General features: G+C 69.4%; 14 protein-coding genes. 4 read left to right on the top strand and 10 right to left on the bottom strand.

Annotated features, from left to right (window positions below; all coding sequences use genetic code 11):
- Positions 1–40 precede the first annotated feature (40 nt).
- Entirely contained in the window at positions 41–571 is a 531-nt protein-coding gene (locus tag ADBZ5U_RS00810; RefSeq protein WP_526261430.1) for a hypothetical protein, read from the top strand.
- On the opposite strand, the gene ADBZ5U_RS00805 is transcribed toward ADBZ5U_RS00810, so the two are convergent.
- From ADBZ5U_RS00805 to ADBZ5U_RS00795, 3 genes are read right to left on the bottom strand one after another with little or no spacing between them, the layout of a single operon-like run.
- On the bottom strand, positions 513–1,541 hold the full coding sequence (locus ADBZ5U_RS00805) for a cation diffusion facilitator family transporter (protein ID WP_526261365.1): 1,029 nt from the start codon (positions 1,539–1,541) through the stop codon (positions 513–515). The genes ADBZ5U_RS00810 and ADBZ5U_RS00805 overlap by 59 nt on opposite strands.
- Positions 1,538–1,936 carry an ArsR/SmtB family transcription factor gene (locus ADBZ5U_RS00800; protein WP_526261363.1) on the bottom strand — a complete coding sequence of 133 codons (399 nt, stop codon included), beginning with the start codon at positions 1,934–1,936 and terminating at the stop codon, positions 1,538–1,540. The genes ADBZ5U_RS00805 and ADBZ5U_RS00800 overlap by 4 nt, the downstream gene beginning before the upstream one ends.
- A 49-nt stretch (positions 1,937–1,985) precedes the next feature.
- Positions 1,986–2,372, bottom strand: a complete 387-nt coding sequence (locus tag ADBZ5U_RS00795) for a DUF2237 family protein (RefSeq protein WP_526261428.1) — start codon at positions 2,370–2,372, stop codon at positions 1,986–1,988.
- Positions 2,373–2,425: 53 nt separating this feature from the next.
- Here ADBZ5U_RS00795 and ADBZ5U_RS00790 point away from each other — a divergent pair, with 53 nt between their 5' ends.
- Both ADBZ5U_RS00790 and ADBZ5U_RS00785 read left to right on the top strand, forming a co-directional pair.
- Positions 2,426–4,015, top strand: coding sequence for a S53 family peptidase (locus ADBZ5U_RS00790; RefSeq protein WP_526261361.1), 1,590 nt, complete (start codon positions 2,426–2,428; stop codon positions 4,013–4,015).
- Complete coding sequence (locus tag ADBZ5U_RS00785) at positions 4,012–4,728, top strand: hypothetical protein (protein ID WP_526261359.1); 717 nt, start codon at positions 4,012–4,014, stop codon at positions 4,726–4,728. Before ADBZ5U_RS00790 ends, ADBZ5U_RS00785 begins: the two co-directional genes overlap by 4 nt.
- Before the next feature lie 26 nt (positions 4,729–4,754).
- Here the strand turns inward: ADBZ5U_RS00785 and ADBZ5U_RS00780 are convergent, their stop codons facing one another.
- From ADBZ5U_RS00780 to ADBZ5U_RS00755, 6 genes are all read right to left on the bottom strand, one after another.
- A complete protein-coding gene (locus ADBZ5U_RS00780) occupies positions 4,755–4,988 on the bottom strand; it encodes a hypothetical protein (protein WP_526261357.1) in 234 nt (77 codons plus the stop codon).
- Between the two features lie 56 nt (positions 4,989–5,044).
- Complete coding sequence (locus ADBZ5U_RS00775; RefSeq protein WP_526261355.1) at positions 5,045–6,214, bottom strand: zinc ribbon domain-containing protein; 1,170 nt, start codon at positions 6,212–6,214, stop codon at positions 5,045–5,047.
- Positions 6,215–6,219: 5 nt separating this feature from the next.
- A complete protein-coding gene (locus tag ADBZ5U_RS00770; RefSeq protein ID WP_526261353.1) occupies positions 6,220–6,933 on the bottom strand; it encodes a DUF305 domain-containing protein in 714 nt (237 codons plus the stop codon).
- A gap of 124 nt (positions 6,934–7,057) precedes the next feature.
- Positions 7,058–7,747, bottom strand: coding sequence for a hypothetical protein (locus tag ADBZ5U_RS00765; protein ID WP_526261351.1), 690 nt, complete (start codon positions 7,745–7,747; stop codon positions 7,058–7,060).
- A 105-nt stretch (positions 7,748–7,852) separates the two neighbouring features.
- Positions 7,853–8,908 (bottom strand): esterase/lipase family protein, encoded by a 1,056-nt coding sequence (locus ADBZ5U_RS00760; protein ID WP_526261349.1) that lies wholly within the window; start codon positions 8,906–8,908, stop codon positions 7,853–7,855.
- Between the two features lie 158 nt (positions 8,909–9,066).
- Positions 9,067–11,226, bottom strand: coding sequence for a glycoside hydrolase family 3 protein (locus tag ADBZ5U_RS00755; protein WP_526261347.1), 2,160 nt, complete (start codon positions 11,224–11,226; stop codon positions 9,067–9,069).
- A 198-nt stretch (positions 11,227–11,424) separates the two neighbouring features.
- On the opposite strand from ADBZ5U_RS00755, the gene ADBZ5U_RS00750 reads away from it, so the two are divergent.
- Complete coding sequence (locus ADBZ5U_RS00750) at positions 11,425–11,631, top strand: hypothetical protein (protein ID WP_526261345.1); 207 nt, start codon at positions 11,425–11,427, stop codon at positions 11,629–11,631.
- A 236-nt stretch (positions 11,632–11,867) separates the two neighbouring features.
- On the opposite strand, the gene ADBZ5U_RS00745 is transcribed toward ADBZ5U_RS00750, so the two are convergent.
- On the bottom strand, positions 11,868–12,872 hold the full coding sequence (locus ADBZ5U_RS00745; RefSeq protein ID WP_526261343.1) for an alpha/beta hydrolase: 1,005 nt from the start codon (positions 12,870–12,872) through the stop codon (positions 11,868–11,870).
- Between the last annotated feature and the right edge of the window lie 238 nt (positions 12,873–13,110).

Genomic DNA, 13,110 nt, shown 5'->3' with positions numbered 1-13,110 from the left:
CGCGATCGCCGAGGCGGCAGAAAGGTTGAGTGCGGACATCATGGGTGTGCAGCGAATCGCGGCCGGTCTCACCGTCGCGCTGGCGACCGCCTGGACGGCCGGTTGCGCCGCGACGAAGCCGGCCGACACCGGGGCGTCGCCGTCGGCCCAGAACCCGGCATCCGCACAGTCCGGCAGCACGTCGGCCGCCCCGACCCCGGCGCCCACGCAGCCACCGCGCACCGTGAAGTGGATAGAACTGCAGCCCGGGGACTGTCTGGCCGAACTCCCGTCGAGCGACCCGGCGGTGGTCACGGTCACGCTGGTCGACTGCTCGCAACCGCATCTGGCCGAGACGTTCCTGCGCGCGCCGATCCCGGTCGACGCCGCGCTGGAAGGCACCGCCAACGCCCAGTGCGAGGCCGGGTTGCTGCAGTACACCGGCCGCGCTTCGGCCGGAAGCCCGTTCACCGTGTCCTATCTGATCGACTCCGATCAGGACCGCACCGCGAACAACCCGTTGCCCAGCACCGTCATCTGCCTCCTGCAGGGCGCCCAGGGCCAGGCACTCGAGGGCTCGGCGCGGGGTTAGAACCGTGCCACCGGGGGGCCGGGTAGGCGTGGATCAACGCCGAGGACAGCTTCGGCACGGCGTGGGTGAGACTGTGTTCGGCCCTGTGTGCCAACGCGTGGGCCTCGCCGAGGCTGATGTCGGGGTCGATGTCGAGTTCGGCGTCGGCGTGCAGGCGATGGCCGATCCAGCGCATCCTCAGTCGGCGCACCGCGCGCACGCCCGGTTCGGCCGCCAGTGCGTCTTCGGCGGATTCCACCAGATGCGGGTCGACGCCGTCGAGTAGGCGGGAGAGCACATCGCGCGCGGCGGTGCGCAGCACGACCAGGATCGCCGCGGTGATGAGTAACCCGACGATCGGGTCGGCCAGCGGAAAGCCAAGCCAGACCCCGAGAGCGCCGAGGACCACCGCCAGCGAGGTGAAACCGTCTGTGCGGGCATGCAATCCGTCAGCCACCAGCGCCGCCGAGCCGATCTGCCGGCCCACCCGGATCCGGTAGAGCGCCACCAGTTCGTTGCCGAGGAAACCGATCACCCCGGCGACGGCGACCCACCCGAGATGGTCGACGGCGATCGGGTGAACGAGACGGCGAACGGCTTGACACCCGGCGACGACCGCTGACAGCGCGATCATCATCACGACGAACAGCCCGGCGAGATCCTCCATCCGGCCCAGGCCGTAGGTGTAGCGCTTGGTGGCCGCCCGTCTGCCCAGAACGAAGGCGATCCACAGCGGGATGGCGGTCAGGGCGTCGGAGAAGTTGTGGACGGTGTCGGCGGCCAGCGCCACCGATCCCGACATCGCGACGACGACCAGTTGGAACAGCGCGGTGAGCACCAGGGCGACCAGGCTGACCTTGACCGCGCGAACTCCCAGCGCGCTGTGCTCCAGTGCGTCGTCGACGCTGTCGGCGTGGTCGTGGCTGTGCGGGGTGAGGAAGCCGCCGCCATGGTGATGGCCGTTGCGGTGGCCGTGGCGGTGCTCGCTCATCCGGCCCCGGCCTCTCGATGCTCGCCGTGCAGTCGCGCCAGTTCGTGCTCGCCGCGGTGATGGCCCGGGATGCCCGGCCCGGCGTGTTCGGCGTTGTACACCGCGTCGGTCACCAGTTGGCGCACGTGGTCGTTCTCCAGGCTGTAGAAGATGGTGGTGCCCTCCCGACGGGTGCGAACCAGACGCGCCATCCGCAGCTTGGCCAGGTGCTGCGACACTGCAGGCCCGGGCTTGGCGACCGTCTCCGCGAGATCGCTGACCGACAGTTCGCGATCCGCCAGGGCCCACAACAACCGCACCCGGGTGGCGTCCGAGAGCATCCGGAACACCTCGACGATCAGGCCGACCTGGTCGTCGTCGAGCCGGCGCCGGCAAACCTGCTTATCTGCATGCATACGCATATAGTAGCGCTCGGCGCCGCCGGGCATGGCGGGCTGACCCGTCTCACAACCCGGCGAGGTCGTCGGGCACGTCGACCGCGTACTCCCGGAGCACCTCCAGTGGCACGACGTCGAGGGTGCGCTCGTGGGTGGCCGCCAGCACCACCGGCGCCGCGCACCCGTCCTGGTGCGCCCGCAGCCAGTTACGTGCGGTCACACACCACCGGTCCCCGGGCGCCAGGCCGGGGAATCGGTACTGCGGCAACGGTGTTGAGAGGTCGTTTCCGATGGAGCGCTGATGCTCCAGGAACTGCGCGGTGACCACCGCACAGATGGTGTGCAGGCCGCGGTCCTCCGGGCCGGTCGAGCAGCACCCGTCGCGGTGGAAACCGGTGAGCGGGTCGGTGCCGCATTCATGAAGGGGGCCGCCCAGGACGTTGCGATCAGGCATGCGATCAGGCACTGCACCAGTATGGCCGCGCGCAATCCGCTTAGATCGGTGGAATGACCAGACGTGGCCTGGCCGCGGCGGCTGCGGTGGTGACCCTGGCCGTGTCGGCCCTGTCCCGCGCCGAGGGGCCCACCGGGCCCGTGCGCGCCGACGTCATAGGCGGCCCCTATGCCCGCATGCTCGCCGAGTCCACCGACCTGGGCCCGGCCCGTTTCGACCGTGTGCAGATGACGGCCGCCCTGCGCCGTCCGGCCGAACCCGTCCGGTTCGCGGCCTGGGCCCGCACCCGCGGCCTGTCGGTGCGGTGGCGCGACGGCGACGATTGGGCGGTGATCGAGGGCCCCCCGGCCGCCGTCTCCGCCGCGTTCGGAGTCGCGGTGCGCGACTACCGGATCAAAGACCGCGTCTTCTACGCCTCGCCCCAACAGCCCGGCGTCCCTCGGCAGGCCGGCGCCGAGGTCACCGGGCTGGGCCGGATCCTGGGACACGTTCCCACCCGGGAGTCGATGCCCATGCCGCCGCGCGATGTACCCGACGGCGGACTGCTACCCGCTCAGCTGTTGCAGGCCTACAACGCAACGCCTTTGGTGAAGGACGGCATCACCGGCAAGGGCCAAACGGTGGTGGTGTTCGCCTTCGACGGCTTCCTGCAGCAGGACATGGACACCTTCGCCGACATGTTCGGCCTGCCGCGGTTCGCGCCGCAGGTGGTCGGCGGCATGCCGGATCGCCGCAGCGGCGAGGCGAACATGAACCTGCAGGTGATTCACGCCATCGCGCCCGACGCGAAACTCGTTCTGGTCAATGCCCGCACTACCGTCGACAACGAGGGCGGCGGAGCCTTCGAGAAACTAGGCCGGCTGATGGAGTCGGTCGATCGGCAGTTCCCCGCGGCGATCTGGAGCCTTTCCATCGGCTGGGGATGCGACCGGATGTTCACCGGCGCGGACCTCGCCCCGGTGCGCGCCGCACTGGCGGCAGCAGTGCGCAACGGCACCACCGCGTTCGACGCCAGCGGCAACCTCGCCGGCCTGGAATGCAAAGGCGGGCTCAGGTGGTCGGATCCGCCCAACGCCGATGACATCGGGGTCGACGCGGTGGCCTCGCTACCGGAGATGACCTCCGTCGGCGGGACCAAGTTGTCCACCGACGCCGAAGGGGTCTGGCTGGACGAGCAGGCCTGGTACGACGTCCCGCTCACGCAGGGGACGGCCGGCGGGGCGTCGGCGCTGTTCCCGCGACCCGTGTGGCAGACCGTAGCCGCCGCCGGATCGTTGCCCGACCGGCGACTGGTGCCCGATGTCTCCGCGGTGGCCGACCCCTTCACCGGGGTTCGGGTGGTCTTCAACCAGCAGGTGCTTGTCGGAGGCGGAACCTCCCAGGCCGCGCCGATCTGGGCCGGGCTGGCGGCGCTGATGAACCAGAGGCTGGTCGCCCGCGGCGCCGAGCCACTGGGCCGGTTGAATCCGATTCTCTACCGGGTGGCCGCATCGTCGGTGTTCCCGGGGTTCCGCGACATCCGGTTGGGCGGCAATGCCATCACCCGTTCCAGCACGAACGGCTACGACATGGTCACCGGCCTGGGCACCCCCAACGTCGAGAATCTGGTGAAGAACATCATGCTGGTCAGGGCCGGCTCATGAGAACGGGGACATTCGACGGTGTGGCGGTGCCGCGGGAACGCTATACGGCCGCGGGGGCCGCTCGGCCGCGCTATCTGGCCACCCTGGGAGTCCTGGCACTGGTCTTGGGGATCGCGGCCGTCACCGTCACCCTCTGGGACAGGGCTGTTGCCAACGAATCCATCTACGCCTGCCCGCCCGACTGTGGCGCGCCGCCGAATTCGGTTCCGGTGGAATCACTTCCGCGGTTCACCGCTACGAGTGGGGAGTTCTCGGTGGCCCATCCCCCGCCCGGCGGTAAGTATCAGGTCACCACCGGGCAGGACGGTGTGACCGCACGACTCACCACCGGCGACGGTGGCGTACTGCGCCTGTTCGGCCTGACCGCGAACGACCGCGACGCCCGCGCGGTCGTCGAGCAGATACTGGCGGTTCAGTTCCCGATCGCGCGGATCGCCTACGAATTGCCCAACGCCACAGTCGGTTACGAAGCCGGATACGGTGTCGTCGCGGACTTCCAAACGCCCGGGTTGTCAAACCGCAACGACCAGCGGCTGATTGTCATCGCGGCGGTCAAGAACGGCCTGGCCCTGGTGGCCCTGGCCGAGGGGCCGTTCCGGCGGTTCTCCCCGCAATTCGGTCCGGGACCGCCCTCGGCGGCCAACACCGAGGTCGCCATCGACATGGGGAGGTACGTCGATAGTTTCAGTTGGCGCGGCGACCCACCCCGCTGAATGCGGAGCGGGCCATGCCGCCCTGATCAGTTACCGGAGATGACGTTGCCCGGCAGCGCGGTGGGCGCGGGACGGGCGGTGACCGACGGCGCGAAGGAGCCGACGTTGGCCTTCTCGGTGGGCGAGACGGCGGGCGCACTGCTCGACGGCTTGGTCTCGGCCGGCTTCTCCTTGGCGCAGGCGGTCAGGGCGCCCGACCCGAGGATGGCGGCGGCGCCGGCCACCAGTGCGATCTGACGGATCACGCGGGAAGAGGACATGATTCCCCAAACTTTCTGTTGGTTGAACTCGCCTCGAGTATAAACCTCAAGTCGCACTATGCGACTTCCGGGACTGGCGGCGACTCCCGGCGCAGGCGCCGCGAGGACCGCGAGGACGCCTTCCTCGAAGCCCCGCAGGACACGCAGAACGGCGTGTCCGGCACCACCTTCTCGCAGTGCACACACAGAATCGGCCTGCCGGTAGTCGGACCGGGCGTCTCGTGCAGCAACACGATCTGGATCGCGGCACGCAACGTGATCAAGGCCAACACGGCCAACACCAGGTTGACCGCAACTTGTACGACGTCCGGGAACGACTGCGCGTCGACCACCCACACCGACACGTACAGCACCGCGGTGATCGCCATGCAGGTGTTCAGGGCCCGCCGGGCGCGGGGGGCGTGGTCGCCGCGCGGCCGGAACCACAGGGCCATGCCGACCAGTCCGCCCAGTGCCGTCGAACACAGGGGGTCGATGATTCCGTAGGTCACCGCGTCGGCGAACATCCGCCACGGGCTCTGCGAATCGAGCAGGCCCGCGAAGATCTGCGGCAGCATCCAGGTCAGCGACGACGCCGCCATGTAGCAAAGGGCACCGAAGGCCCCGATGACGTATCCGTCGAGGGTCTCGCGCACCGGCACGCGCAACAACCGGACCAGGACGGGGGGAAGCACCATGACCAACGCCCCCCCGAGGGTGATGGTCAGCGCCAGGCCCTCGAAGATGTTCTGAATGGCCATGCCGGCGGCCGTGGAGACCCCGTACGTGCCCGCCAGCAGTCGCCCGGTGACGAGCCAGTACGGCACCGCCAGGCCGGCGCCGGTCACCGCGGTGATGATCAGCGCGCGCCCGGAGATGTCCCGGAAGTCGTCCGACTGCCACATGTAGATCACGAACAGCAGGGGACCGCCCAGGATCAAGACCGCCCCGTGCGGCCCGTTGGCCCCCAGTACCGACAGCACGAGCATCGACAGCAGCAACAGGATGAGCGCCACCTGGAAGGGCAATCGGGCCGGCTTGGCCAGTCGCGGGAACAACGAACCGGTCATCTCCGGCGCGAACAGCGGCTGGGGTGGTGCGGCGGCGAATACCCCGGGCCGCAGCAACGCGGTCCGGACGTTCACACCCGCGTCGAGATCGGCGCCGCAGGCGCCGCAGAACGCCCCGCCCGGCACCTGCCCACGGCAGGCCGGGCACTGCCGCGTCGTCTCGGCGTCGGGGGGCACGGCCGCTACAGCGAGCCGAGGATCTGGTTCATGGTGTCGATCTCCTTCTGCTGGCTTTCGACGATCGCCTTGGCCAGCGCGACGGCGTCGGGGAACTGGCCGTTCTTGATCTCGTCCTGCCCCATGGTGATCGCGCCCTGGTGGTGCTTGATCATCCCGGTCAGGAACAGCTTGGCGGCCTGGACACCCCCGGCGTTCTTCAGCGCGTCCATCTCGGCCGGCGACAACATGCCGTCCATTCCGGCCATGTCGCCCATCCCGGGCATCATCGAACCGCTCGGCATGTCGCCCATACCGCCGTGGCCGGGCATGTCGCCCATACCGCCGTGGCCGGGCATGTCGCCCATGTCCATGCCCCACTGCTTAAGCCAGCCCTGCATCTGCTCGATCTCCGGCCCCTGGGCGGCCTTGATCTGCTCGGCCAGATCGACCACCCTCGGGTCGATGCCCTGCTTGGCGAGGATGATGTCGCTCATCTCGATCGCCTGCCGGTGATGCGGGATCATCATGTGCGCGAACATCATGTCCGCGTGGTTATGCGCCGCCGCCTGTGCGGACGTCGGCGTCTGAGTCGCCCCAGATACCGAGGTCGGCGCGGACGCGGACGTGGACGTCGCCTCCTTGGTGGCGGTGTTGCCACACCCCGCGATTGCGGCCACCGCCGCCAGCGCGGCCACCCCGGTAATCACTGTCCTCGACTTGATCACGTTCACGTTCATCCCCTTCGTCGTACGGCGTTCTCCCCCAAGCTTGCCCGACTTGAATCAGAACATCGCAAGCCGTCCTGTGAAGGTTCGTAGAATAGGCTGTGGGTCGCCGGCGTCGACCGGCCCCGCGCCCGCGCTAGTCGTGGTGGTGTTGGTGACCGTCGGGCGAAGGCGTGACCGGCGTCGGCTCCACCGCAGCGCCGGTGTCCAGTCCCATATCGGTTACCGGCAGACCCTGTTCGGGTGGCGGGCTGGAAGACGGCCCGGACGTCGGGATCGCAGCGGGTGTTTCGGCCTGCATGACAGCCGGTCCCCCATGGTGGTGCCGATGGCCGACGAGGCTGGACGTCAGTCCCACGGCGACCGCACCGATCATCACGGCGTTGGCGCCGAGCAGCACCATCGCGCGGTTGAAGCCGGACACCTCCTCGGCCCGATAGCCCCGGAACCACGCCCAAGCCGCCCCCATGACGACGTAGCACTGGAGCAGTTGCACGCAGATTCCGGCGGGCTCGACCGCTTCGGGCTGACCGGCGTTCGGCCCGAACGGCGCCCCGGTGGTGTGCGAGGTGACCCACAACGCGATCAGTCCGAGATTGACCACGATCCCGGTGGCCAGCACCAGAACCGTCGGTCGGGACCAGGCGAAAAAGGTCCAGGTCAGCTGGACGATCGCGACTGCGGCGAAGAACAGTCCGGAGAGTAGCCAGTCCCGCCAGTGCGCCGGGGCGGCGGCGGAGTGGATCACCCCCGCCCCGAGGGAGGCGACCGCTGCGCAACGGGCGGCCAGCCGGCCGTCGGTCTTCTTCCATTCGGGTGTGACCACGGGTCGACGGTGTCACGGCAGGCCAACGGGAACGAGCATGAACCGGTAACGTTCGGATTTCAGATCCGCAGCGCCCGGCGAGCCGTCCGGACGGGGGAACGAAACTCAGCAGCCCTGCCGGTTCGGTTGGCCGAGTGCGGTGTCGCTGTCCTCGATCGCCTTGTTCACCCGTTGCAGCGCATCGGTATTCCATGTCATCGCGGTGGACCAGTCCAGCTTGGCGAAGTCGGAGACGAAGATGCTGTGGGTCAACGGCGCCGACCAGCAGGTGCGGTGCGGGATCACCGAATCCGGCAGCGAGGCCGCCCAGGCGCTGGTCTTGGAGGTGATTCCGTCGTAGGGCCAGACCGTCGGGTCGCCGCCGGGTTTGTCGAAGTAGGTGCCGCCGATCAGGGTCACCGGAATGCCCTGCAGGGCATCGCCTTGCGCGGCGTTCCAACCGTCCGGCCCGTTGAGGTAGCCGATGGTGTTCTCGCGGTTGATGCCCCTGTCGCCCTTCTCGGCGTAGGGCACCCACGACTTGTTGAACGCCTCGCAGAAGGCGTCGCCCTTACAGGCCTCGATCCCGATCTCCTTCCAGGTGAACCGGCCGGGAACCGACCCTTCGTGCGGGGTGCCCAGCGTGGTCAGGCTGCGCACCTTCATCGGCGAGCCGGTGTGCTTGAGCACCCAGATCGCGGCTCGACTCCACAACCCGCCGTTGGAGTGCCCGACCAGATCGACGTCGGTGACCCCGTAGTGGCTGTACAGGTGTCCGAGGAAGCGGGCCAGCCGTTCGCCGCCGGCGTTGATGTCACCGGTGGCCATGATGGTCATCTCCTCGGGCAGCACCGTCGGGCACCCGGCGAACGGCCCGAACGATTTCGCGTCGGGTTCGGCGACGGTCCCCCAGCCGGCCATCGCCGGGGCGGTGTAGACCTGCTTGCCCTCGTTGAGCAGGTGGTCGCGCAGAGCGGTCGCGCTGTTACCGGCCGAAAGGAACCCGTCCCCGCTGGCGCAGGCCTGCGTCGGCGTGGTGAACGGAGTCGTCGCCCCGCCGCCGGAGACGATGACCACGGCCCGGGATGCCCCGGGTACCGGTTTGTTCGTCGCGGACGGCGGCGTGCAGCCTGCGGCCAGCAATGCGACGGCCAGCGCCGCAGCGATCTTCCTGAAACTCATCGGGGCCCTTCGGTCGGTGGCGGGCGCCAAGCCCGCGTGCCGACCGATGGTATGCAATGGCCGCCCCCGTCGGCGAGCAGACGTAAACTGCCCCGGCCCGTCGGCGTTTCGTGGAATTCAACGTCTGCTCGCGCCGGGGCCGGACTGGGTGGGACTCCTCACAGTCGCGTTCGTGCGCGCGCGGCATCCGGGTCGCCGCAGTAGCTTCCCGCCTCGACGGTCACCGCACCGGCGTCGAGGACGAATCCTCCCGGGGCCCAGCGCTGCAGCGGCCGGGTCGAGCAGGTCACGGTCACCGGCACCGCCTCCCCGGCCGCGACCGGGACCGTTGCGAACCCGACCAGATGGCGCACCGGTCGCTGATCGAGCGTCCGGACCGCATACACCTGCACCACATGCCGGCCGTCGCGCCCGCCGGTGTTGGTCACCCGCACCGAAACCCCGAACGCCTCCCCGACGACGGGCCCCACGATCAGATCCGTGACGGCGAAGGTGGTGTAGCCGAGGCCGAAACCCAGCGGATAGGCCGCGACCACCCCGTCGTGGTCCAGTTTGCGCTGGCCCCACCAGCGGCCGTAAGTGACCGAATTGGCCCGCCAATCTAATTGCGGCACATGGGATTGCTCCCGCGGGACGGCCACCGGCATCCGTCCCGCGGGCTCCGCGTCGCCCAGGAGCACATCGGCGATCGCGTGGCCGCCTTCCATGCCCGGGTACCACGCCATCAGAACTGCGGCGACCTCGCGGACCCAGGGGTCGACGATGATCGTCCCGCCCCCGATGACGACGACGACGGTCCGCGGGTTCACCGCCGCGACCGCTCTGATGAGCGCGACGTCCTCGGCGCTGAGACCCAGCTCGCGCCGGTCGCCACCGAAGGGCTTCCAGCGCTGGGCGATTCGCGATGCGGCACTGGCGATTTCAGCCACGGGCGCCCACCTCATCGGGCCGCCGAGCAACCTCAGCGCAGCGCTGTCGAGGGCCACCAGCGACTCGCCCTCGTCCGCCGGGGTAAGACCGGCGACCACGACGGCGACATCGGCGCCGCGCGCGAGGCCGACGTCGGCGACGGCGCTCACCACGTGGTCGCCGAGGCGTTCCCGCAAGCCCTCCAGAACCGAGACGGTCGCGGGCGGCGTGGCGTTGGAGGATCCGGTGTCACCCAGGTTCGGCTGATCGGCAAGCCGGCCCAGGACGGCCACGCGCCCGCGGTTCCGATCGGTGAGAGGCAACAGCTTCTCGTTGCGCAGCAGGACCATCGAGCGGTGGGCGACCTCACGGGCCAGCGCGCGGTGCTCAGGACCGGCGACCACCTCGCACGGCGGGGTGGGCTCGGCGCGCACCGCGAAGCGGATCTGGGTCTCCACCAGGCGGCGGGCCGCGGCGAGAACGTCGGTGCGAGAGAGACTTCCGGACCGCAGCGCCGCCGGGAGTGTTGCGGCGCGCTGCTGACGGAACGGCATCTCCAGGTCCTGGCCGGCCGACACCGAGTCGACCGGGTCGCGCAGTCCCCAGATCCAGTCGGTGTGGACGAAGCCGGTGAAACCCCAGTGCCCGCGCAGGATGTCGGTCAGCAGGGTGCGGTTCTGTCCGGCCCACTGGCCGTTGACGGAGTTGTAGGCACTCATCACCGAGTCGACCCCGGCGTCGACGGCGCGGCGGAAGTGCGGCAGATACCGCTCGTGCAGGACGTCGTCGGATACCCGGACGTCGACACGGAACCTGGCCTCTTCCATCGAGTTGAGCGCGAAGTGCTTGACGCTGGTGATCACCCACGGCCGGGCGCCCTCGACCGCCGCGGCGCCCATTTCGCCGATCAGATGCGGGTCCTCGCCGTAGGACTCCTGGGCTCTTCCCCATCCCGGCGACGGTGCGACGTTGACGCACAGCCCGCCCCAGAAGTTCGCCCCGATCGCCCGCGCCTCCTTCCCGATGGCCGCCGCGACGCGCCGTTCGATGTCGACATCCCAGGTCGCGGCGCGGGCGATGGCCACCGGGAAACTGGTCGCCTCGCCGACGGTCACGCCGCGGGGGCCGTCGGTGAATCGCACACCGGGAATCCCGACACGGTCGATCCGCCCGGCCGTGACGACCGGCACCGCGAACGGCCGGCCGGCCCGGCGGAGGGTCTCGCGAATCGACCGGTCGCCGTCGAGGATCCACAGCAACTCGCCGTCGGTCAGCTTCTCCAGCAGGCCGGCGGCGGCCCCGGCGAAGTCCGTCGCGCCCGAGCGAACGGCGGCGACGGCGTCGGTGAACGGTGTCGGCGGCGGGCACCCAGGGTCGACTCGCCGGATGTCGCCCGCGCGCCGAGCCATCACGCCACCTTAGAGCAGCCGAATCCGGCCCGAGGTCTCCGCCGAGACAAACGGGGAGTTTTCTGGTTTTGTCGGAGGTGCGGCATAAATCGCCGCAAAACGGCAATCGGTACTCAGGCAGGATCGCGTCCGCTTGAGCGTTCGTGTCGATCTCAGGGGAGGGTTTCCGGGGGGAAGGGGAGATCAGTGGATACCAAGTTGGCGCTGGCGATCACCGGTATGCGGCTGAATCAGACCAGGGGGATGCTGCGCCAGTTGATACGCGAGCACCCCGATGATCACGAAGGGCAGCTCGGCCGGGTAGCAGATCTGGTCGGCGAGGCCCACTGCATCGTGACGGCGTTGAACGGGTCGGCGACAGCCGACATCGACGCGACGGCCGACGTTCGACGCGCCACAGGGTGAAGCTGCCGGGCTGAATTTCGTCGAAACACCTTTCAGGAGCCGATGACCCGGGAGTAACGTCGCTCGCCGTTACTTCGGGTGGCAGGGGCGTTCGATGGCGGTTCATCCCGGTGTTCGGTTCGGTGTGGTCGCGTGGGCGGCCGGGCTGGCGGTGGCTGGGCCGCATGTCGCGGTCGAGCGACCCCGGGGGGACCGGGGCGTGCGGCACACCCCCGCACCGCGCCGACCGGAAAGTGCTAGGCGGCCCCCAGAGCCGGCCCGATGGTGGTGAACCAGGACTCCTGCATCTCGGACTCGAACAGACCCCAGGTGTGCGTACCTTCGGGACGCACAACGTAATTGACCGGAACACCGGCTGCCCGTGCCGCATCGGCAAACCGCTTGGTGTTCTCCGCGACGATGCCTTCGATGAACCCGCCGGCGAAGTTGTTACCGAATCCGGGCGGCAGTCGGTCGACCGCCCCCTGGCCGCCGGCGGAGGCTGCGGCGTAGACCGCGACCCCGCGCAGCTTCTCGACATTCTTCGACGGGTCGTGGGCGATCCACAGCGGGCCGCCCTGCGGGCCCCACATGGCCTCGGCGCTGGCGCCGCCGGACATCAGCGTGATCCCGATCTGCTGGGCCGCCTGCGGGTCCGAACTGGCGGGGAACCCGCTGTAGGACGCCACCGCCTGGAACAGCCCGGGCGCCTGCACGGCGTAGTCGATCGCGGTGCCCCCGGTGCTGGAGAGCCCACCGACGGCGTTGCGGCCGTTGGCGTTGTAGGTGGCGTTGATCAGCGGTGGCAACTCGCGGGTCATGTAGGTCTGGTACTGCTTGGCGGGGTCGGCGATCCAGTCGGTCCACCAACTGAACTGCCCACCCAGCGGGGAGACGACGTTGACGTACTTGTCGGCGAAGAAGCCCTGGATGTCGGTCATCCCGAACCAGCTCTTGGTGCCCGGGGCGAAGCTGGCCCCCGGGTCGAGGTTGTCCCCGCCGTCGATGCCGGGCAGCAGATACAGCGTCGGCGCCCCGCCGCCGGGAGCCTTGTAGACGTCGTTGACGATCACCTTGTTCATCGCCGGGGAGAACACCGACACCTTGTCCCAGCGGTCGGTCACGGGCCTGATCTCGGTGATGTGGGCGCCCTGGGCCGGGTCGGCCGGCGCCGGCGGGGTCCCCAGCAGCGCCGAAACCATCATCAGCAGACAAACCAGGACGGCCCCCGGTCTGCGACGCGCGAACAGGCGTGAACCCACCAAAGCCTCCCCTCGGGCGACGCCGGCGAAACTCGGCGCACAAAGACATTAACGCGCAGGTCACGCCGATGGGACCGGTTGGCGGTATGCGGACCCGGGCCGGGGGCCGGCAAGGATACGGCGGGGCCGGCCGGGCCGGCCGGAAACAAGACGGGCCAGGCCTTTCGGCCTGGCCCGTCTGAAGTGGAGCTGCCGGGAATCGAACCCGGGTCCTACGGCATTCCCTCAAGACTTCTCC

The sequence above is a fragment of the Mycobacterium sp. genome (assembly GCF_040398885.1).
Lineage (GTDB): Bacteria > Actinomycetota > Actinomycetes > Mycobacteriales > Mycobacteriaceae > Mycobacterium.
This window is presented reverse-complemented; position numbering and strand designations above follow the sequence as displayed.